Source organism: Micromonospora sp. NPDC048830 (assembly GCF_043198215.1).
Classification (GTDB): Bacteria; Actinomycetota; Actinomycetes; order Mycobacteriales; family Micromonosporaceae; genus Micromonospora.
In genome coordinates this window covers 73,382-93,530 of record NZ_JBICUP010000002.1, presented here as the reverse complement: position 1 = coordinate 93,530, position 20,149 = coordinate 73,382, and the positions used below count along the sequence as shown (strand labels likewise).

Annotated in this window: 17 protein-coding genes; 6 read left to right on the top strand and 11 right to left on the bottom strand. The window is 73.6% G+C overall.

All coding sequences use genetic code 11. The annotated features are described in order from the left end of the window. Window positions 1–2,394 (bottom strand): nitrate- and nitrite sensing domain-containing protein (locus ACGFIZ_RS02790; protein ID WP_393415089.1); only part of this gene is annotated, 2,394 nt, incomplete at its 3' end. Between the two features lie 447 nt (window positions 2,395–2,841). Between ACGFIZ_RS02790 and ACGFIZ_RS02785 the strand changes: the two genes are divergently transcribed. Then, a complete protein-coding gene (locus ACGFIZ_RS02785; protein ID WP_393415086.1) occupies window positions 2,842–4,023 on the top strand; it encodes an ABC transporter substrate-binding protein in 1,182 nt (393 codons plus the stop codon). Between the two features lie 66 nt (window positions 4,024–4,089). On the opposite strand, the gene ACGFIZ_RS02780 is transcribed toward ACGFIZ_RS02785, so the two are convergent. Both ACGFIZ_RS02780 and ACGFIZ_RS02775 read right to left on the bottom strand, forming a co-directional pair. After that, the gene (locus tag ACGFIZ_RS02780) at window positions 4,090–4,950 is read right to left on the bottom strand and encodes an ABC transporter permease (protein ID WP_393415083.1); all 861 of its coding nucleotides are present in this window, start codon (window positions 4,948–4,950) and stop codon (window positions 4,090–4,092) included. A 99-nt stretch (window positions 4,951–5,049) separates the two neighbouring features. After that, a complete protein-coding gene (locus ACGFIZ_RS02775) occupies window positions 5,050–6,078 on the bottom strand; it encodes an ABC transporter substrate-binding protein (RefSeq protein ID WP_393415080.1) in 1,029 nt (342 codons plus the stop codon). 270 nt (window positions 6,079–6,348) lie between these two features. Between ACGFIZ_RS02775 and ACGFIZ_RS02770 the strand changes: the two genes are divergently transcribed. The 4 genes from ACGFIZ_RS02770 (at window position 6,349) to ACGFIZ_RS02755 (ending at window position 11,687) form a co-directional block, all read left to right on the top strand. Beyond that, window positions 6,349–7,254 carry an ABC transporter ATP-binding protein gene (locus ACGFIZ_RS02770; RefSeq protein ID WP_393415077.1) on the top strand — a complete coding sequence of 302 codons (906 nt, stop codon included), beginning with the start codon at window positions 6,349–6,351 and terminating at the stop codon, window positions 7,252–7,254. 2 nt (window positions 7,255–7,256) lie between these two features. Next, window positions 7,257–8,207, top strand: coding sequence for an LLM class F420-dependent oxidoreductase (locus ACGFIZ_RS02765; RefSeq protein WP_393415074.1), 951 nt, complete (start codon window positions 7,257–7,259; stop codon window positions 8,205–8,207). After that, on the top strand, window positions 8,204–8,512 hold the full coding sequence (locus tag ACGFIZ_RS02760; RefSeq protein ID WP_393415071.1) for a cupin: 309 nt from the start codon (window positions 8,204–8,206) through the stop codon (window positions 8,510–8,512). Before ACGFIZ_RS02765 ends, ACGFIZ_RS02760 begins: the two co-directional genes overlap by 4 nt. 70 nt (window positions 8,513–8,582) lie before the next feature. Next, window positions 8,583–11,687, top strand: a complete 3,105-nt coding sequence (locus ACGFIZ_RS02755; RefSeq protein ID WP_393415068.1) for a hypothetical protein — start codon at window positions 8,583–8,585, stop codon at window positions 11,685–11,687. A gap of 90 nt (window positions 11,688–11,777) precedes the next feature. On the opposite strand, the gene ACGFIZ_RS02750 is transcribed toward ACGFIZ_RS02755, so the two are convergent. From ACGFIZ_RS02750 to ACGFIZ_RS02730, 5 genes are all read right to left on the bottom strand, one after another. Continuing rightward, complete coding sequence (locus ACGFIZ_RS02750; RefSeq protein ID WP_393415610.1) at window positions 11,778–12,722, bottom strand: aldo/keto reductase; 945 nt, start codon at window positions 12,720–12,722, stop codon at window positions 11,778–11,780. Between the two features lie 78 nt (window positions 12,723–12,800). Continuing rightward, window positions 12,801–13,322 carry a hypothetical protein gene (locus ACGFIZ_RS02745; protein ID WP_393415065.1) on the bottom strand — a complete coding sequence of 174 codons (522 nt, stop codon included), beginning with the start codon at window positions 13,320–13,322 and terminating at the stop codon, window positions 12,801–12,803. After that, window positions 13,319–14,998 carry an ABC-F family ATP-binding cassette domain-containing protein gene (locus ACGFIZ_RS02740; RefSeq protein ID WP_393415062.1) on the bottom strand — a complete coding sequence of 560 codons (1,680 nt, stop codon included), beginning with the start codon at window positions 14,996–14,998 and terminating at the stop codon, window positions 13,319–13,321. The genes ACGFIZ_RS02745 and ACGFIZ_RS02740 overlap by 4 nt, the downstream gene beginning before the upstream one ends. 41 nt (window positions 14,999–15,039) lie before the next feature. Continuing rightward, entirely contained in the window at window positions 15,040–15,645 is a 606-nt protein-coding gene (locus ACGFIZ_RS02735) for a class I SAM-dependent methyltransferase (protein ID WP_393415059.1), read from the bottom strand. A gap of 99 nt (window positions 15,646–15,744) precedes the next feature. After that, window positions 15,745–16,632 carry a hypothetical protein gene (locus ACGFIZ_RS02730; RefSeq protein ID WP_393415056.1) on the bottom strand — a complete coding sequence of 296 codons (888 nt, stop codon included), beginning with the start codon at window positions 16,630–16,632 and terminating at the stop codon, window positions 15,745–15,747. Window positions 16,633–16,674: 42 nt separating this feature from the next. On the opposite strand from ACGFIZ_RS02730, the gene ACGFIZ_RS02725 reads away from it, so the two are divergent. Beyond that, window positions 16,675–17,538, top strand: a complete 864-nt coding sequence (locus ACGFIZ_RS02725) for a hypothetical protein (RefSeq protein ID WP_393415053.1) — start codon at window positions 16,675–16,677, stop codon at window positions 17,536–17,538. A gap of 27 nt (window positions 17,539–17,565) precedes the next feature. Here ACGFIZ_RS02725 and truA read toward each other — a convergent pair whose 3' ends face one another. The 3 genes from truA to ACGFIZ_RS02710 all read right to left on the bottom strand — a co-directional run bounded on the left by truA (window position 17,566) and on the right by ACGFIZ_RS02710 (window position 20,083). Then, a complete protein-coding gene (truA, locus tag ACGFIZ_RS02720; RefSeq protein WP_393415050.1) occupies window positions 17,566–18,396 on the bottom strand; it encodes a tRNA pseudouridine(38-40) synthase TruA in 831 nt (276 codons plus the stop codon). A 69-nt stretch (window positions 18,397–18,465) separates the two neighbouring features. Further along, the gene (gene rplQ, locus ACGFIZ_RS02715) at window positions 18,466–19,026 is read right to left on the bottom strand and encodes a 50S ribosomal protein L17 (RefSeq protein ID WP_393415047.1); all 561 of its coding nucleotides are present in this window, start codon (window positions 19,024–19,026) and stop codon (window positions 18,466–18,468) included. 34 nt (window positions 19,027–19,060) lie between these two features. After that, entirely contained in the window at window positions 19,061–20,083 is a 1,023-nt protein-coding gene (locus ACGFIZ_RS02710; RefSeq protein WP_013735931.1) for a DNA-directed RNA polymerase subunit alpha, read from the bottom strand. Window positions 20,084–20,149 lie beyond the last annotated feature (66 nt).

The following is a 20,149-nucleotide window of genomic DNA, read 5'->3' as shown; positions in this document are numbered from 1 at the left end:
CGCGGCCTGGGCGGCCGGCGCGGCCTGGGCGGCGGGTGCGACCGGCTTGATCGGATCCCCGCCCGGCACCCGCTTCGGCAGCGGGTCGATCGTCGGGTACGCCGTGGTCGGGCCGCCCGCCGACAGGCCGCCGGAGAACGTCGGCTGGGTCGGGGCCGGCGACGGCGCGACGGGCGGGAGCGCCGGAGACGCCGAGCCCAGGCCGCCGAACTGCACCGGCGGGGCGCTGTCCCGGGTGTCCGCCTGGCTCTGCCAGCGGGCCGGCGTCGGCGCGGACGTCCGCCACTGGTCGGCCAGCGTCGCCGCCGACGTACGGCCGGCGCCCAGCGGCTCGCCGAGCCCGAGCGGGGTCAGCGGCGCCTGCTCGATCGGGGCCGGCTGCCGCGGCGGCGCGGTCAGGGCCTGCTCACGTCCGCGCAGCGACGGCAGCACCACGGCCGAGTTGGGCAGCGTCACCTGGGCGACGGTGCCACCCTCCACGTTGCGCCGCAGCTCCACCCGGATGCCGTGGCGGGAGGCGAGGCGGCTCACCACGGCGAGGCCCATCAGCCGGAACGCGGCCACGTCCACGGTCGACGGCGCGGACAGCCGGCGGTTGAGCGAGTCGAGCTGCTCGTCGGTCAGGCCGAGGCCCCGGTCCTCGACCTGGATCAGCACGTAGTCCCGGATCCGCCGGCCGTCGGCGACGACGATCGTGTTCGGCGGGGAGAAGCGGGTGGCGTTGTCGAGCAGCTCGGCGACCAGCCGGACGACGTCGTTGACCGCGTGCGCGGCGACGGAGATGTCGGTGTCGACGGTGCCGAACTCGATCCGGTTGTACTGCTCGACCTCGGACTGGGACGCCCGCAGCACGTCGATGAGCAGCGCGTCCTCGCGCCGCGGCACGCCGGAGTCGGCGCCGGCGAGGACGAGCAGGTTCTCGTCGTTGCGGCGCATCCGGGTGGCCAGGTGGTCCAGCTCGAAGAGCTTGGCGAGCCGCTTCGGGTCCTCCTCGCCGCGCTCGATCGCGTCCAGCTCGCCGATCATCCGGTCGACCAGGGTCTGGCTGCGCCGGGCCAGGTTGAGGAACATCGCCGAGACGCTGGTCCGCAGGGCGGCCTGCTCCGCCGCGATCCGGACCGCCTCGCGGTGGACGACGTTGAAGGCCGAGGCGACCTGGCCCACCTCGTCCCGGTTGGCGAGCTTGATCGGGTCCCGGACCTCCCGGACGATCTCCTCCACGCCGCCGTCACCGACGCTGCTGATGTTCTGCAGCCGGGCGACCGCGTCCGGCAGGTCGCGGTCGGCCACCTGCAGGGCGCCCTCGCGCAGGCGGCGCAGCGAGTGGTTGAGCGAGCGGGCCAGCACCACGGCCAGCGTGACGGCGATGACCAGGGTGAGCAGCACCAGCAGCGACTCGATGACGGCCTGCCGGATGACGGCCGCGCGGGCGTCCTCGGTCTCGGCGAGCAGCCGGTCCTGGAGGCGGATCTCGGCCCAGCGCATCAGGTCGTTGACCGAGCCGATCGCGGACGAGGTGTCGGCGGCGGTGACCAGCGGGGCCTGGCCGACGGACCGGGTGATGTCGGCGGCCATCCGGTCGGCGAGCACCACCGCGTCGCCGGAGACCGTGCCGTCGACCAGCGTCCGCTGGGTCGGGTCGGCCACCAGCGAGAAGGAGACCAGGGCCTCCTGCTGGCTGGTCAGGGTGGCGACGAACGAGGAGAACTGCTCCTCGTCGATGCGGCCGGCCGAGAGCGCGGTGAAGGCGACCGACTCCTCCTCGGCGACCGCCGCCTTCGCGTGGGCGAACGCCGCCACCGCCCGCCGCCTGTCCGCCAGGCCCTCCTGGCCGGGCAGCTGGGCCAGGGCGTCGCCGTAGGAGACCAGGTCGGTCAGGATGACGCCGTAGCGCAGCGCCGCCTCGGCCACCGGCATCTGCCGCCGGTCCAGCACCTCCTGCCGGGTGCTGTTCAGGGTCCTCAGGTGGTCGTCGATGGCCTTCAGCCGGTCGCGTACCGCGTCCGGGACGTCGCCGATCGCCCCGCGCTCGGCGTTGTACGCCTCGATCCGGGTGTCCGTGCTGCGCACCCGCAGGTTGAACGCGTCGGCCTTCTCCCCCGGCCGGGCCAGGTAGTTGGCCGCCGCCATCCGCTCCTTGTGCAGGTCCTGGGTGAGCGCGGAGATGTCGACCGACAGCGCGGTGAGCGAGCGGAGCTGGGTCGCCTCGACGGCGCCCTGGCCGGTCGAGATCAGGCGGATGGTGGCCAGCGCGATGACCGCCGCGACCGGGACGACCAGGATCAGCGCCAGCTTGGAACGGATGCGGGCGTCCCGCAGCCGCGGCAGTCGGCGACCCCTGCTCCGGCGCTCGGGCTTGCCGCTCTCGGGCAGGGTGGTGGGTCCGGTGCTCACGACATCGCCTCCGTCGTTCTTTCCACGCCTGAACCGCCGACCCGTGCCCGGCGCAGCGGACAGCGCCGCGCGCGGCACGGCCGCGATTTCACCAGAGAAGATCGTGTTTGGGAAGTCGCAGTGAGGTAGGAAACGGTCGAGCTCCACTCATCCCGCGATCCGGTCACCTTATACCTTCATTTCCGCAAGCCCCTGAGCAGGGGATATAACTCTGGAGTGGTCGTCCGATAATGCAAAGTAAGCTTTTGCAGACGTCGAGGCACCCCAACATGTGGGACGCTTGTCCCGAAAGAGCCGCGGGGCATCCGCGCTTGACCACAGGCCCCAGCATTGGCAAGGTTTTGCAGGCTTCGCGCACACCGTACGGCAACCAATCCCGTTTCTCCAATGAGGACGGATCAAGCGGCGGTGACCGGGCATCATCCGCGCCGCACCTGGAGGACTGAGTTGAGCCCCATCCGCTCCGTGACCATCACGGCGCTCGCATCGGCCCTCGTGGCCACCACGCTCACCGGCTGCCAGTTCGGCGCGGCGGAGCAGGACACGAGCCCCATCGTGATCGCCGCCGACCTGGAACTGTCCGGCCCCGCGGCTCCGGTCGGGAAGGCCTACCAGCGCGCGCTGGAACTCAAGGTCGAGCAGCTGAACTCCTCCGGCGCCCTCGGCGGCCGGACGATCGAGCTCAAGGTGAAGGACAACCGCTCGGACGCGAGCGAGTCGCTGCGCAACATCGACGACTTCAGCAGCGATTCGCGGGTGAGCGCGATCATCATGGGCGGCTGTAACGAATGTGCGATCGGCGCCGTAAAGACGATCAACGACAAGAAGATCCCCACCATCGCGCTCGCCGCGGCGAGCGCGATCGCCAACCCGGTCGCGGAGCGCCGGTACGTCTTCAAGCTCGCCCCGAACGCGGCCGACAGCGCCGCCGCCCTCACCACCGAGATGCGCCGCCGCGGCATCCGTAAGGCCGCCGTGCTGTACGCCGACGACAGCTACGGCCAGGAGGGGCTCACCGCGCTGGGCAGCGAGTTCGAGAAGGCCGACATCCGGCTGGTCGGCAGCGAGAAGGTCCGGACCACCGTCACCGACGTCAACGAGCCGGTCGGCACGCTGACCGCGGGCAAACCGCAGGCGCTGGTCGTCTGGACGCCGCCGGAGCAGGCGATGCTGGCGGCGACCGCCGCCCAGTCGGCGGGCTTCAAGGGCTCGCTCTTCTTCGACGCCGCGGCCGCCGGCGACCTGTTCCTCGGCGCCTCGTCCCGGTCGACCGACAATGCGACGCTGATCTTCACCCAGACCATGGTGATCGACGACGTCATCGCCACCACCCCGGCCAAGGCGGCCCGCCGGCAGTGGTTCCAGGACTACACCGCCCGGTTCGGCGGCTACCACGGCTTCTCGTCGTTCGCCGCGGACGCGGTGCAGCTCATCGCCGACGCCGAACTGCGGGCCGGCGGCCCCGCCGGCAAGGTGAACCGGGACGGCCTGCGCGACGTGCTCGAGACGTCCCAGATGGACGGCCTGTCGGGCCCGATCCGGATGACCCCGGACAACCACTCGGGCCTGATGCCCCAGGCCCTGACCACCCTGGTCGCCCGGGGCGGCCGGTGGCGCCTCGCCGGCTGATCCCACGCCGACGGAGAGAGTGCCCGCGCCGGATTCCGGCCGGGCGCTCTCTCCGTTTCCGGGAGCTCAGCGGGTGGAGGTCGTCTCCCGCACCCACGGCAGGGCCAGCCGCTCCGCGAGGACCAGCGCCGAGTAGAGCAGGATGCTCACCAGCGCCACCAGCATGATGGCGGCCCAGGCGGTCGCGGTGTCGCCGATGCCCGCGTACTGCGTGACCACGTACCCGAGGCCGCTCTCGCCGGCCTGGAACTCGCCGATCACCGCGCCGATCGCGGCCAGCGGCATGGCGACCTTCAGGCCGACGAAGATCTGCGGCAGCGCGGCGGGGAGCCGCACCTTGCGGAACGCCTGCCACCAGGACGCGTTCAGCGAGCGGGCCAGCTCCGCGAGGTCCGCCGGGGTGGTGGTCAGCCCGGTCGCGGTGGACAGCACGATCGGGAAGAAGCAGAGCAGGAAGACCATGGTCAGGATCGGCTTCTGACCCCAGCCGAGCGCCACCACCAGCAGCGGCCCGAGGGTGATCTTCGGTACCGCGTTGACCGCGACGAGCAGCGGGGTGAACATCCGCTCCACCGTCCGCGAGGCGGCGAGCGAGAGTCCGAGCAGGATCCCGGCCACGGACGACAGCGCGAAGCCGAGCAGGATCTCCCACAGGGTGTCGCCGGTGTGCCCGAGCATCTTGTCCGGCTTGTCGGTGAACGCCGTCAGCACCGAGCCGGGGGTGGGCAGAGCGGCGGTGTGGACCAGTTCCAGCCGGGCGGTGAGCCACCACACCGCGAACGCGACCAGCAGGCCGGTCGCGGGCAGCAGCGCCCCGTTCACGCCGGCCCCCAGCCGGGCGCCGAGGCCGGGCCGCCCGGCGGACGCGCGGGCGGGACCGGCGGCCTGGGACGCCACCGCGGGCTCCGGTGACCGCAGGTCGGTCATCTTCTCCTCCTCTGTGTCCGGCGGGGGCCGGGACGGAACGGGGGGTACGCCCCGCCGGAGGCCGGCGGGGCGTACCCCCTTCCTGCACGGTCGAACAGGTCAGGCCTTCGGCGCGAGGTTGAAGTCGATGACCTGGTCGGGGGTGATGTTCTGCTTGAGCGAGCCCGCACCCTGCAGGATGGCGATGGCCTTGGCGACCCGGCCGCTGTCCAGCGTGCCGATCGCGGTGCCGGAGTTGCTCGACCGGACGTACCCGGCCATCAGCTGCAGCTCGGCGGCGGCCGCCGCCGGTACGGTGGCGTCGACGTTCTTCTTCAGGATGTCGGCCGCCTCCTGGGGGTTGGCCAGGGAGTACTCCAGGCCCTTGAGCAGCGCGGCGGTGAACCTCTTCACCATCTCCGGCTTTTCCTTGGCCGTCTTCGACGAGGTGATCAGCGCGTTGCCGTAGAGGTCCTGCATCACATTGCTGTACGGCAGGACGACCGGCGTCTTCTTGGTCACCGCCGCCACCGTGGGCTGACCGACGACGAACTGGCCGATCCCGTCGACCTGGCCGGAGGCCAGCGTGCCCATCAGGGTCGCCGGCTCACCGTTGACCCAGGTCACCTTGGCCGCGTCCACGCCGGCCAGCTTGGCGTACGTCGGGAAGAGGTTGCGGACCACCGAGCCGGGGGCGTCGGCGAGCTTCTTGCCCTCCAGGTCCTTCGGGGAGGCGATGTTCTTGCCCTCCACGCTCACGATGGCCGCCATGGTGCGCTGTTGGATCGCGGCGACGGCGACGAAGTCCTTGGCCTGGCCGTTGCCGACCTGGAGCAGGCCACCGGTGAGGTCGATGACGCCGAAGTTGGCCTGGCCACCGACGACGGTCTGGATCACCGCGCCCGTGCCCTGGCCCGGCTTGATCTCCACGTCGAAGCCGGCCTCCTTGAAGAAGCCCTTGTCCTTGGCCACCCAGGCATAGGAGTCACGGCCGAAGTTGCCGAACGAGGTTAGGTAGGTCACCTTTTCCAGGGCCGTACCGCCACCGCCCTTGGCGTCGGACGAGTCCGAGCCGCTGCTGCACGCGGAAACCAGGGTGAGGGCGGCAGCCAGGGCGGCGGCGGCGACCGTACGGGTCAGCCTTTTCATCAGTGCACCATGTCCTTTCCGACCAGGGGCGACAGGCCGCCTGAACGGGTCGTCGAGAGCGACGGCGTCGACAGAGGGGGGGCCGGCGCCGCCGTCGGGTGGGACTCTTAGCGGGCACAGCGTACGAGAAGGACCAGCCGATGTAGCCACGCGTGTCGGTTGCGGAACGGAAACGAAGTCACATCCGCCCGGGGCTGTGCTGACAGGCCTTCGTCCAGCTACCCTTCCTGGGTTCCGATCCTGACCATCTACTCAGGGAGGCCACCGGCGATGATCCGACTGTCCGGGGTGTCCCGTACCTTCGACGGCCGCGCCGGCCGTGTCGAGGCCCTGCGGGGCATCGACCTCGAAGTCGCCGAGGGCGAGTTCCTCGCCGTGCTCGGCCGCTCGGGCTGCGGCAAGTCGACCCTGCTGCGGATGATCGCCGGGCTGATCCCGGCGACCGCAGGGCAGATCACCGTCGCCGGTACGCCGATCACCCGTCCCCGCCGGGACATCGCCATGCTGTTCCAGCGGCCCGCCCTGCTGCCCTGGCGCTCGGTGCTGGACAATGTCCTGCTGCCCGTGGAGATCTTCGGCTGGAAACGGGCCAAGCACCGGGACCGGGCCCGGGAGCTGCTCGAACTGGCCGGGCTGGCCGGATTCGAGAAGCGGCTGCCGCACGAGCTCTCCGGTGGCATGCAACAGCGGGTCTCGCTGTGCCGGTCGCTGATCGGCGACCCCCGGGTGATGCTGATGGACGAGCCGTTCTCCGCCCTCGACGCGCTCACCCGGGAGGAGCTCTCCGGCGAGCTCCAGCGGGTGCACATGACCAGCGGCGCCACGGTCGTCTTCGTCACCCACTCGATCGACGAGGCGGTGCTGCTGGCCGACCGGGTGGTCGTGCTCAGCCCCCGCCCCGGCCGGATCCGGTCGATGGTCGAGGTGGACATCCCCCGGCCCCGCACCCTCGGGCGCAACGCCCACCTGGCCGACGTGGCCCGCGTCAGCGCCGAGCTGCACGAGTTGCTGATGGAACGCGACGCCCCGCCCGACGGCGCCGTCGCGCTCCTGGCCGACCCGCCCGCCGACGCCGTCGCGACCCTGGCCGACCCGCCCGCCGACGCCGTCGCGGCACCGGCCGATCCCGCCGTACGCGAGGAGGCGTCGGCCTCGCCCGGCCGCGGGGGACGCTGACCGTGCGGGTGTCCGTCTTCACCGAGCCGCACCGCGGCGCCAGCTACGCCGACCAGCTGCGCTTCGCCCGCGCCGTCGAGGCGGCCGGCTTCGAGGGCTTCCTCCGGGCCGACCACTACCAGGCGATGGGCGACGAGCCCGGACTGCCCGGCCCCACCGACGCCTGGCTGACGCTGGCCGCCCTCGCCCGGGAGACCACCCGGATCCGGCTCGGCACCCTGGTCACCTCGGCCACGTTCCGGCTGCCCGGGCCGCTCGCGGTGATGGTCGCCCAGGTCGACCAGATGAGCGGCGGCCGGGTCGAGCTGGGCATCGGCGCCGGCTGGTACGAGCGGGAGCACACCTCGTACGGCATCCCGTTCCCCGCCGTCGGGGAGCGCTTCGACCGGCTGGCGGAGCAGCTCGAGGTGATCACCGGGCTGTGGCGGACCCCGGTCGGCGAGACCTACAGCTTCGCCGGCAACCACTACCGGCTCGCCGACGCGCCCGCCCTGCCCAAGCCGGTGCAGCAACCGGGCCCGCCCGTCATCGTCGGCGGGCGCGGCCCCAAGCGCACCCCCGAGCTGGCCGCCCGGTACGCCGACGAGTTCAACATGCCGTTCAAGAGCGTCGCCGAGACGGCGGTCGCGTACGAGCGGGTGACCGAGGCGTGCGAGCGCCACGGCCGTACGGAGTCGGGGCGCCCGCCGCTCGTGCTCTCCGCCGGGATCGTGGTGGCCATCGGGCGGACCGACGCCGAGGCGCAGCGGCGGGCGGCGCCGCTGCACGTCAAGAGCGCCCTGCCGCCGGAGGACCCGGTGGTCGGCTCGCCCGCCCAACTGGTCGACCGGATCGGCGAGTTCGCCGCGGTCGGGGCGACCCGCGTGCACCTGCGGCTGATCGACCTCGCCGACCTCGACCATCTGGAACTCGTCGCGGCCGAGGTGCTGCCGCAGCTGGGAGCGGACCGATGACCGACGTCGTCGACGGGATCGAGCTGGGCCCGGTGGGCCAGGAGATCGTCTACGAGAACGACCGGGTACGGGTGTGGCACATCCGGCTGGAGCCGGGCGAGCGGCAGCCGCTGCACCGCCACGACCACCCGTACCTGGTCATCGCCGTGCAGGGCGCGAAGAACATCGTGCAGACCATCGACGGGCAGACGATCGACGCGGACGAGCCGACCGGCGGGGTGGTCTACCGGGACCCGGGCGCGGTCCACATGCTCACCAACGTGGGCGACACGACGTACCTGGCGCGGTTGGTCGAGCTGAAGTAGCGGTAAGCAGCCACGCCGCCGCGCCGCGTCAAGGTGGCGATCGGGCGTACCGGGCCGTAACGTGCCCGACATGGCCTATCGCACGTGGGGCAGATGGCTGCTCACGGCGCTCGGGGTGAGCGTGCTGGCCGGAGCCGGCCAGCTCGGCGTCGCGTACGGGTTCGGCATCGTCCAGCTCACCGGCGCGTTCACCGACGCCACCGTCAACCGATGGCCGGCCCAACTGGTCTGGGTCGGCTGGTTCGCCGCAAGCGCCGCCGTGGTCGGCGCCATCGTCACCGAGCGCCTCGCCCGCGCCCGCGGCGTCATGGGCACCACGGCCGGGCGACTCGGGACCGCCGGCGCGTCGGCGCTGGGCGCGACCGTCGTCGCGCCACTGTGCATGCAGCCGGCGCGGGCCGCCGAGCTGAACAACGTGGACCCGGTCTGGGCGGTCGCCATCTGCGCGATCCTCGGCGCGGTGCTCGGCGCCGGGGCCGCCCTCGCCGTGCTGCTCCGCCCGCCGCTGGGCTGGAACGCCGCGACGGTTGCCTGCGGGATCTGGGCGATCGCCCTCGTCTCGTCCCTGCCGGCTCTGCTCGACACCGGCCCGCTGCACACCGTACGGCTCGGCGTGCCGGAGCCGAGGTGGCTGAGCGTCGACACGGCGCAGCGACTGTCGATGCTCGTCCTGCCGCTGCTGGCCCTGCTGGCCGGCGCGGCCTCGGGCGCGCTGGCCCGCTGGCGCAACCACGCGCCGATCATCGGCGGCGCGTCCGGCGCGGCCGGCCCGGTGATGATCGCGTTCGCCTACCTGGCCGCCGGTCCCGGCGACACCGCCGACCGGTACCAGCTCGCGCCCTACTACGGCGCCCTGATCGCCGTCTTCGCCGGCGCGCTCGGCTCGACCGCCGCCACGCTGGTCCGCTGGCCGCTCATCGCCGCCGAAAACGCCGACCCGGTGGCCATCGAGCCCACCGACATCCTCCGGCCCCTGCCCACCGGCCCGATCCCGCCCACCGGGGACGACCCGGGTGCCCCCACCGTCGGCCTGGCCGCCGACGTCGACTTGGCCGGCAGCGTCGACCTGGCCGGCAGCGGTGACCCGGTCGACGTCGGCGACACCGAAGGCCGGAGCACGCGCCGGGTCGCCGTGACCGCCGCGGACCCGCTGCCGCACCCCGCGACCGACCCGCGGCCGCACCATCCCGCCGGGCAGCTGCCGCACCCCGCGGCCGACCCGCGGTCACACCCCTCCGCGGACCCGCTGCCACATCCTGCGGCCGACCCGCTGCCACACCCCTCCGCGGACCCGCTGCCACATCCTGCGGCCGACCCGGTCACGGCGGCCGACGGCTCCCCCGCCGGCCGCCCCGGCCACGCCGGTCTCGCCGCGCCGGTCGGCGCGGCGACCGGCACCACACCCGAGACCGCTCCGGCCCACTGGGACTGGCCGGAGAACGCGGGAGCCGCACCGGCGCCGGGGAAGGTGGCCGTTCCCGGCGAGGGGGGCCAGCAGACATCGCTTCCGCCGAGGGAAACGGCACCCGTCACACGGGAGCAGGCAGCGCCCGTCCCTGAGGAGCAGGCAGCGCCGGCCCCGCCCGAGCAGGCAGCGCCTGCTGCGCCAGAGCGGGCAACGCCGGTCCAGCGCACCGAGTCGGCTCCCGTTCCGGGGGACGGGCCGCCCCCGAGCGCGCGGAAAGAGGCGGCCCCGGTCCCGCGGCAAGAGGCGGCCCCGGTCGCCGGAGAGGAGACAACCCCGGTCGCGCGGGAGGAGACGGACGTCTCCGTCGCACCCGCCCCGCGCGCGAGACGGACCCGGAAGCCGAAGGACCCGGCCCTGTCCGTTCCGGCAGCCCCCGGCCGGGCCAGCTCTGCCCCGGCCGCGACCGGCCCGGCCAGCTCCACCTCAGTCAGCCCGGCCCCGGCCACCACCGGCCGAGCCACCGCCACCCCGGCCTCCTCCACCCAGGCCTCCTCCACCCAGGCCAACCTGGCCAACCTGGCCAGCCCGGCCCCGGCCAGTTCCGGCACGGACAGCCCGACGGGCGGCACGGGGAGCCGTGGCGGCGCCCGCGGGCGGGCGGACAAGGACACGGCGGACCCCGTCCCGCCTCAGGCGGGCGCGGCCTCGTCCCCCGCCGGGATCGACGTCAACCCGGCGCCGGTCGCCGACCCGCACCCGGTCGGCGTGGACGCTTCCCCGGCCGGGCCAGCGGCCCACCTCCCCGGCCCGGAAGCCAACCAGGTTCACGCGGGCGCGGGCCAGGAGCAGGCCTGCGCAGGCCAGGAGCACGCGACCGGAGCCGAGCGGAAGGAAGCCGGACTGGCTGAGGCCGGGGTGACCGGGGCCGGGATGACCGGGGCCGGGATGACCGGGGCCGGGATGACCGGGGCCGGGATGACCGGGGCCGGGCCGGTGGCAGCCGCGGATTCGGCCGTCGGCACGACCGGCTCGGGCACTCCGCATGCCAACCCCGCGCCGCCCGCTCCTCGGCACCCCGAGGCGCCCGGCCCGACCGCGCCCCCGGTGGTGGGGCGGCCCGGCCCGCCGTACTTCGAGGCGCCCTCGATGGACGACATGGCGCTGCCCGCCGCACCCCAGCCGACCTGGTCCGTCGCGGAGCCGTTCCCGCCGTACGCGCTCAGCGGCGGGACGGAGCCGGAGTTCCACGACCCGGCTTCTCTCCCCCGACACCGAGCCCCCCAGCCCGACCTGGACCGCGCCTCGAACTGGGACGCCCTCGCGAGCGCCGCCCGGCAGGCCGGCCCCCAGCCGGTGGACTGGGCGGTCCCGGCCACCCGCGGTCCCCTGCCGCCATCGGTCGGCCACGAACCGACCTGGACCACCGGATTCACCGGTGGGCCGTCGGCCGGTGACCGTCAGGACCCCGGCACCGGCTCGACCGGCGGCGACCCGGCCGCCGGCGTTCCCGGCGGCGCGGCGGAGGAGTCGGGCGGTGGCCTGTCCCGGATCCGCCGTGGCCTGTTCCGGCGCAACCGGGCCCGCGGGAGCGACGACGCCGGCACGGACCACGACAACCGGGGCCACGAGCTGGAGCCGCTGCCCGCCCAGGACGCGGAGTACGTCGACTGGGTCGCGGGCCTCGGCCGCTCCAACGTCGACCAGGACGGGGGCCCGGACGGCGGGTCGCGGAAGCGCCGCTCCCTCGGCCGCCACCACCGCGACTGACGCCCCTCCGACAGAAAGACCTTGGTACGAAGCGGCCCCTCCGGGGGCCGTTTCGCACCAAGGTCTTTTAAGGGCGGCGGGCCGACGGTGTCAGAGGATGGCGTCCAGCGCGTCGAGGTCGGCCGCGGTGGGCTGCCAGGCGCCGGCCTCGGCGTTGGCCCGGACCTGCTCCGGCGTGGTGGCACCGGCGATCACCGAGGTCACCGCGGGCCGGGCGGCCAGCCCGCCGATCGCTACCTGGAGCACGGACAGGCCGCGCTCGGCGGCGTACGCCTCGATCGCCTCGATGGTGTCCCAGTCCGCCGCGGCCAGGCGCTGCGCGTACCGGCCGCCGCCGGAGAGCCGGCTACCGGCGGGTGGCGCCTCTCCTCGCTTGTACTTACCGGTCAGCAGCCCGTTGGCCAGCGGGAAGAACGGGAGCATGCCCAGGCCGAACCGCTCGCAGGCGGGGATGACCTCGGCCTCGACGCCCCGCTCCAGCAGGCTGTAGTGGTTCTGGGCGCTGACGAACCGGGTCAGCCCCTGGGAGGAGGCGGTCCAGTCGGCGTCGGCGATCTGCCAGCCGGCGAAGTTGGAGTTGCCCAGGTAGCGGACCTTGCCGTCGCGGACCAGGTCGTCCAGGGCGGCGAGGGTCTCGTCGATCGGGGTTCCCGGGTCGGGCTCGTGCATCTGGTACAGGTCGATGTGGTCCGTGCCGAGCCGGCGCAGCGACGCCTCCACGGCCCGGACGATGTACCGCCGCGAGCCCCGGGCGCCGAAGTCCGGCCCGTTGAGGCCGTGCATGTCCATGCCGAACTTGGTGGCCAGCACCACGTCGTCCCGCCGGCCCTTGAGCGCCTGGCCGAGCAGCTCCTCCGAGCCGCCCTGCGGCTCACCGTAGATGTCGGCGGTGTCGAACAGGGTGATCCCGGCGTCGAGGGCGGCGTCGACGACCGCCCGGGTGCCGTCGAGGTCGAGCTTGCGGCCGAAGTTGTTGCAGCCGATGCCGACCACGGACACCACGAGCCCGGAGTCGCCCAACCGGCGGTAGGTCATCTCAGTCACGAGATCAACCCTATGCCCGTCCGGCGGGGCGCAGCGGGCCAGCAGCCCATTCGGTGGGTGATGCCCGACTCAGCCGAGCACCTCGACGCAGAGCCGGCGGGCCGCGCCGAGGGTGGCGGTCAACTCGGCCGGTGAACGCCCGACGGAGCCGAGCAGCGCCTGTGCCCGGAACGCGAAGTCGGGTGGCGCGCCGGGCAGCCGCCCGGCCGCGGCGACCATGCCCTTCTCGTTCACCAGCCAGTGCCCGGCACGGGCGTGCAGCACCTGCACCAGCACCCCGACCACGCGGAACAGGCACCCGGCCACGTACGCGCTGTCGCCGGCCGCGACGGCCTTGGCCGCACCGCTGTCGCCGGCCGCGACGGCCTTGGCCGCACCGCTGTCGCCGGCCGCGACGGCCTTGGCCGCACCGTCGAGCAGGAATCCCGCCTCCCAGCCGCCGCCCGCCAGGGCATCGGCCAGCGCCGGCGGGTACGCCCGCGTCTCCTCCCGCAGCGCGACCAGCTCACCGATGGGGTCGGCGAGTACCCGGCACAGCGCCACCTCGCCCGCGTAGGCGCAGAGCCGGCCGGCCAGCTCCTCCGGGTTCACCCGACGTCCCACACCGGCTCGGGCGTCTCCACCACCTCGCCGTCGCCGCGGAACAGCACGAACCGGTCGAAGGTGCGGGTGAACCAACGGTCGTGGGTCACCGCGAGCACCGTCCCCTCGAACGCGTTCAGGCCGGCTTCGAGCGCCTCCGCGCTGGCCAGGTCGAGGTTGTCGGTGGGCTCGTCGAGCAGCAGCAGGGTGGCACCGGACAGCTCCAGCAGCAGCACCAGGAAGCGCGCCTGCTGCCCGCCCGAGAGCGTGCCGAACCGCTGGTCGCCCTGCCCCGCCAGCTCGTACCGGGACAGCGCCGCCATCGCCGCGTGCCGGTCCATCCCCGCCCGGTGCTCGTCGCCCCGCCAGAGTATGTCGACCAGCGTCCGCTCCATCAGCTCCGGGCGGTCGTGGGTCTGCGAGAAGTGGCCGGGGCGGACCCGCGCGCCGAGCCGCACCCGCCCTTCGTGGGCCACCGGGGCGAGGGCCGCCGCGCCGTCGACCGGCCCGTTGGCCGGGTCCGGGTCGCTGCCGCCCCGGGCCAGCAGCCGCAGGAAGTGCGACTTGCCGGTGCCGTTCGCGCCGAGCACCGCCACCCGGTCGCCGTACCAGACCTCCAGGTCGAAGGGGTAGGTTAGGCCGTCCAGCTCCAGCTGCTCGGCGACCACCGCGCGCTTGCCGGTCCGCCCGCCGCTCAGGCGCATCCGGATGTCCTGGTCCTTCGGGGGTACGGGCGGCGGCCCGGCCTCCTCGAACTTGCGCAGCCGGGTCTGCGCGGCCTGGTACCGCGAGGCCATCCCGTCGTTGTACGCGGCCTTCTGCTTGTACATCAGCATCAGCTCGCGCAGCTTCTGGTGCTCCTCGTCCCAGCGGCGGCGCTGTTCGTCGAGGCGGGCGTGCCGGGCCACCCGGGCCTCGTGCCAGCTCGCGAAGCCGCCCGGGTGTACCCAGGCGCTCCCGCCCTCGACGGCGACCACCCGATCGGCCGTCTGCGCCAGCAGCTCCCGGTCGTGCGAGACGTACAGCACCGACTTGCCCGACTCCCGCAGCCGCGCCTCCAGCCAGCGCTTGCCGGGCACGTCGAGGAAGTTGTCCGGCTCGTCGAGCAGCAGCACCTCGTCGGTGCCGCGCAACAACAGTTCCAGGGCGAAGCGCTTCTGCTGGCCGCCGGAGAGGGTCCGCACGGGACGCTCCCGGGCGCTGTCCCAGGGCAGGTCGAGCACGATGGTGGCGACGGTGTCGAAAAGCACCTCGGCGTCGTACCCGCCGACCTCGCCCCAGGCGGCGAGCGCGTCGGCGTACGCGAGCTGCGCCCTGCCCGCGGCGCTGCTGTACTTGCCGCGCACCTCGGCCGCCCGCATGGCCGCCTCGGTCTCGACGAGCCGGCGACCGGCGTCGCGCAGCGCCGGCGGGGCGAGCGAGAGGGCCAGGTCGGCGAGGGTGGAGTCGTCGCCGATCATGCCGATGAACTGCCGCATCACGCCGAGGCCACCCGAGCGGGAAACGGCGCCGGTCTTCACCGGCAGGTCGCCGGCGACCATCCGCAGCAGCGTGGTCTTGCCCGCGCCGTTCGGGCCGACCAGGGCGACCTTGGCGCCCTCACCGACCCGGAACGACACGTCGGTGAAGAGCTCCCGGCCGTCGGGCAGGATGTGCCCGACCGCCGCCACGTCCACGTATCCCACGCCGGCATCCTCCCGGAGGGGCCGGGGCGGGCTCCAGTCAATTACCGGTTGACCCGCAGTACCCGGAAGCCCTTCTGGCTGGCGTGTCGCTCCACCCGCCAGCCCTGCTCGGCCAGCCACCGGTGCACCGAGTCGCCGCCGAGGTGACGCGCGATCACCAGCCAGGCCACGCCGTCCGGGGCGAGCCGGGGCAGCCAGCGCGACAGCAGCTCGTGCAGGCCCTCCTTGCCGATCCGGATCGGCGGGTTGGACCAGATCTGCGCGAAGGTCAGCCCGTCGGGTACGTCGTCCGGGGCGGCCACCCGTACGCGGCCGGCGGCCCCGACCCGGGCCGCGTTGGCGGCCGTCAACTCCCGGGCCCGCTGGTTGACGTCGACCGCCCAGACGGTGGCCGCCGGTGCGCTGTCGGCGAGCACGCAGGTGATCGGGCCGAAGCCGCAGCCCAGGTCGAGCAGTGGCCCGCTGACGTCCCGCCCCGGCAGCTCGGCCTTGCGCAGCAGCACGGCGGTACCCGGGTCGAGGCGGTCGGCGGAGAAGACCCCGCCGGCCGAGGTCAGCGTGTACTCGCGCCCGGCGACGGTGAACTCGACCTCCCGGGGCCGGGCCGTGGCCGTGGGCTCAGCGGTGAAGTAGTGGTCGCCGGTCACGCCCGGCATTCTCGCACTGGCGCCGCGCGCCGCTGCGCGGGGCTGCTCGCCTCCGGCCCACTGCCAGGCGACACGCCACTCCACCGCAATTTCCCATTATTACCCCCTAAAGGGATAATCGGTCCTACCCTGGGCGACATGGTGTATCGGCACGAGTCCGATGAGGACGCTTTCGAGGAGTACCCGGGGTCGGATTCCGACCCGTCGATGCGGGGCGGGCGCCCGCCCCTCCGTTCCCGGCCCTCCCCGTCCCGCTTCCCGACGCCGTCGCTGCCCCGGGTCAACCGGCTCGCGCCGCCCGGCCCCGGCCCGACGGCTGGACGGGCGCCCGGCCCCACGGCGGCCCGCGCCGCCGCCGGACCGGCCTATCCGGCCGGCTCCGCGCACGTCCGGCACGAACAGCTGGACCATGCCCAGCGGGAGCCGGCGGCGCACGTCCAGCACCACCCGCCGGCCTACCCACAGCACGAGCCGCAGCAGTACCCGCATCCTGAACCGCCGACGTACGCGCAGCACCAGCGGCAGCCGTACGTCCACCACCACCCGCAGGCCCACCCGCAGCACGAGCCACAGCCGTATCCCCAGCACGAGTCGCAGGCGTACCCGCAGCCTCAACCGCCGGCGTACCCGCAGCACGAACCCCAGCCCTACGGCCCGCACGAACCGCAGGCCGTTCAGCACCACGCCCAGGCCCACGTCCAACACGAGCCGCACGCCCACACGCAGCACGAACCCGAGGCCGTCCAGCGTCACGTCCAGCAGGAACCGCAGACCCACGCAGAGCACGAACCCGCGGTTCAGCGCCACTCGCAGCCCCAGACGCACCACGAGCCGCAGGCCGTTCAGCACCACGGCCAGGCCCAGGCACAGGCACAGGAACCGCACGCCCGCGTCCGGCACGAACCGCCGGCCCAGGTCGAGCACCAGCCACACGCTTACGCACAGCACGCACCACCGGCCCAGGTCGAGCACCAGCCGCAGGCCCACGCACAGCACCAACCGCCGGCCCCTCCGCAGCAGGAGCAGCCGGTGTCCCCCACCCGGTCCGAACCGGGTACTCCGGCGCCGCAGACCCAGGTGCCGGCCGGACCCGAGCCGGCGGGCGCCCCCCGCCCCCGCTGGCCCCGGAACACCCGGTTGGGGGGCGGCCGGCTCTGGCAGGCGCTCGTCGGGGGCGCTGCCGTCCTGGTGCTGCTCGCCCTCTGCGGGCTCGGCACCGCCGCGCTGGTCATGGAGCGAAGCGACAACCCTCAGGGCACGCCGACCCAGCCGACGGGGGCCGCCCCGTCGCCGTCGCAGAGCGACCGGCACGAGCTCGACTCCCGGGACAGCGACCAGGCGCCGTTGACCGCCAAGGAGGTCTTCCCGACCAAGAAGCTGACGGTCGCGGACGGGCAGACGTCGTACTCGGTGTTGAAGACCCAGTCCAGCGGCAGCTGCGCCGTCGCCGCCACCGACGAGGTCGCCGACCTGCTCGTCCGGCTCGGCTGCAACCAGGTGGTCCGGGCGACGCTGCGCTCCCCCGACGGGGCCTACCTGCTCACGGCGGGGTTGTTCAACCTGACCGACGTGGCCACCGCCCAGCGCGTCCGGGACCGCGTTCGGGAACTGCTGGACGAGCGGCAGGGCCGGTTCCGGGGGATGGCGGCCGGCACCGACACCGAGGCGCTCACCACGGCCCCGTCCCGGGTCGGCTGGCAGACGCGGGGCCACTACCTCGCCTACTGCGTGGTCGTCCGTGCCGACGGGGAGTCGGTCGGCAGCGGCGACCCCAAGGCCCGCGAGATCCTCGTCGACCTGATCGAGCTGCACCTGAGCAAGGCGGTGCTGGAGCGCCGCGCCACCGGCGGCTCGGCCAGCCAGCCGACGCCCGACGTCGCCGAGCGCGACTGACGCGGCTCAGCGTCGTAGGGATTCGCGTCAGCCCTCGACCGGGACGCGGAGCCGGCGGGTGAGGTCGGCGCGGCGGGCGTACTCGGCGGGGTCGTCGGGGTAGCCGACGGCGACCAGGGTCAGGCCGTGCGCCGGCGCCACGGTCACCTCGCTGGACCGCTCACGGCGGCTCAGCAGGCCGCCCGGCCAGTCGACCGGGCGCCGCCCGTCCCCGGCCACCAGCATCGCCCCGACGAGGCTACGCACCATCGCCTGGCAGAACGCGTCCGCCTGGACGGTGGCGACCAGCAGGCCGTCCGGGTCGCGCCGCCAGTCCAGCCGGGTCACCTCGCGCAGCGTGGTGGCGTTCTCCTTGCGCCGGCAGTACGCGGCGAAGTCGTGCTCCCCCACCAGCCCGGCCGCGGCGGCGTTGAGCAGGTCGAGGTCGAGCCGCTTCGGCCAGGCCAGCACCTCGTGCCGGCGCAGCGGCTCGGCGCCGTACGGGGCGTCGGTCACCCGGTACTCGTAGCGGCGGAAGGTGGCCGAGAACCGGGCGTCGAAGTCGGCGGGCACCGGGGTCATCGCGCGGACCCGCACGTCGGTGGGGAGCAACCGGGCGAGCCGGCGCAGCAGCGAGCCCCCGAACCCGCCCCAGACGTCGGACGGCAGGTCGAGGTGGCACACCTGGCCCGTGGCGTGCACGCCGGCGTCGGTCCGCCCGGCCACGGTCAGCCCGGTCGCCACGCCCGCGCCGAGGACCAGGTCGAGGGTCGCGGTGAGCACACCGGCCACCGTCCGCCGGGTCGGCTGGGCCGCCCAGCCGGAGAAGTCGGTTCCGTCGTACGCGACGTCCAGCCGCAGCCGGGTCCGATCGTCCACGCGTACCTCCCGTCACAGGTCGGGCCCGGCACCCACACAGGGGTGCCGGGCCCGACGCGGTGCCCTTGATCAGGCCTTGTCGTTCTCGGCGGCCTCGTCGCTGTCCTCGCGCGCCTCGGCCGTGTCGCCGCTGGCCGACACCGGCGGCTCGGAGTCCTGGTCGGCCTGGGCCGACGCCGGGGTCTCCTCGGCCGGGGCGAGCGCCTCGACCTTGTCCTGCTGGGCGGCCTTGCGGGCCGCGGTCTTCTTGTTCGCCTTCGGCTCGCTGACGACCAGCTCCTCGACCAGCTCGATGATCGCCATCGGGGCGGCGTCACCCTTGCGCGGGCCGGTCTTCACGATCCGGGTGTAGCCACCGGGGCGGTTGGCGTACCGGGGCGCGATCTGGTCGAACAGGGTGTAGACCACGTCCTTGTCCTTGACGACGGCCAGCACCCGCCGACGGGACGCCAGGTCGCCACGCTTGGCCTTGGTGATGAGCTGCTCGGCGAGCGGACGCAGCCGCCGGGCCTTGGTCTCGGTGGTCTTGATCTTGCCGTGCTGGAACAGCGACATGGCCAGGTTGGCCAGGATCAGCCGCTCGTGCGCCGGGCTGCCGCCGAGGCGGGCCCCCTTGGTGGGCGTGGGCATTCTTGGTGCTCCTCAGGTGTGGCGGCAGCCGGGACTAGAGCTGCTCGGTCTCGCGGTAGTCGTCGGTGTCGTAGTCGGCCTCACCGAAGGCGTCCACGACGTGCGCCGGGTCGAAATTCGGAGCCGAGTCCTTCAGCCCCAGACCCATCCCGGCCAGCTTCATCTTGACCTCGTCGATCGACTTCTGGCCGAAGTTGCGGATGTCGAGGAGGTCGGCCTCGGTACGCCCGATCAGCTCACCGACGCTGTTGATGCCCTCGCGCTTGAGGCAGTTGTAGGAGCGGACGGTCAGGTCCAGCTCCTCGATCGGCAGGGCCAGGTCCGCCGCCAGCTGGGCGTCCTGCGGGGACGGCCCGATGTCGATGCCCTCGGCGGTCTCGTCCAGCTCCCGGGCCAGGCCGAAGAGCTCCACCAGCGTCGACCCGGCGGAGGCCAGCGCCGTACGCGGGCCCATCGACGGCTTGGTCTCGACGTCGATGATCAGCCGGTCGAAGTCGGTCCGCTGCTCGACACGGGTTGCCTCGACGCGGTACGTCACCTTGAGCACCGGCGAGTAGATCGAGTCGACGGGGATCCGGCCGATCTCGGCACCGGCCTGCTTGTTCTGCGCCGCCGTCACGTAGCCGCGACCCCGCTCGACGGTCAGCTCCATGTCGAGCCGCCCCTTGCCGTTCAGGGTGGCGAGCTTCAGGTCCGGGTTGTGCACCGAGACCCCGGCCGGGGGCTGGATGTCACCGGCGGTCACGTCGCCCGGGCCCTGCTTGCGCAGGTACATGCTGACCGGCTCGTCGTGCTCGGAGCTGACACACAGCTCCTTGATGTTCATGACGAGCTCGACCACGTCCTCCTTGACGCCGGGGATCGTGGTGAACTCGTGCAGCACACCGTCGATCTTGATCGAGGTGACCGCCGCGCCCGGGATGGACGACAGCAGCGTACGCCGCAGCGAGTTGCCGAGGGTGTAGCCGAAGCCCGGCTCCAGCGGCTCGATCGTGAACCGGGACCGGGTCTCGTTGATCGACTCCTCGGAGAGGGTCGGTCGCTGGCTGATGAGCATGTCTTCTCTTCTCTTCCGGGGCGCCCGCCATATGACGCCCACGACACAAACTGTTCCGGTGGCCCG

What these genes read in the sequence shown, in the direction of transcription:
- ACGFIZ_RS02780 (WP_393415083.1), bottom strand. Translation starts at nt 4,950, where the DNA reads ATGACCGACCTGCGGTCACCGGAGCCCGCGGTGGCGTCCCAGGCCGCC.
- ACGFIZ_RS02775 (WP_393415080.1), bottom strand. Translation starts at nt 6,078, where the DNA reads ATGAAAAGGCTGACCCGTACGGTCGCCGCCGCCGCCCTGGCTGCCGCC.
- ACGFIZ_RS02770 (WP_393415077.1), top strand. Translation starts at nt 6,349, where the DNA reads ATGATCCGACTGTCCGGGGTGTCCCGTACCTTCGACGGCCGCGCCGGC.
- ACGFIZ_RS02760 (WP_393415071.1), top strand. Translation starts at nt 8,204, where the DNA reads ATGACCGACGTCGTCGACGGGATCGAGCTGGGCCCGGTGGGCCAGGAG.
- ACGFIZ_RS02755 (WP_393415068.1), top strand. Translation starts at nt 8,583, where the DNA reads ATGGCCTATCGCACGTGGGGCAGATGGCTGCTCACGGCGCTCGGGGTG.
- ACGFIZ_RS02750 (WP_393415610.1), bottom strand. Translation starts at nt 12,722, where the DNA reads ATGACCTACCGCCGGTTGGGCGACTCCGGGCTCGTGGTGTCCGTGGTC.
- rplQ (WP_393415047.1), bottom strand. Translation starts at nt 19,026, where the DNA reads ATGCCCACGCCCACCAAGGGGGCCCGCCTCGGCGGCAGCCCGGCGCAC.
- ACGFIZ_RS02710 (WP_013735931.1), bottom strand. Translation starts at nt 20,083, where the DNA reads ATGCTCATCAGCCAGCGACCGACCCTCTCCGAGGAGTCGATCAACGAG.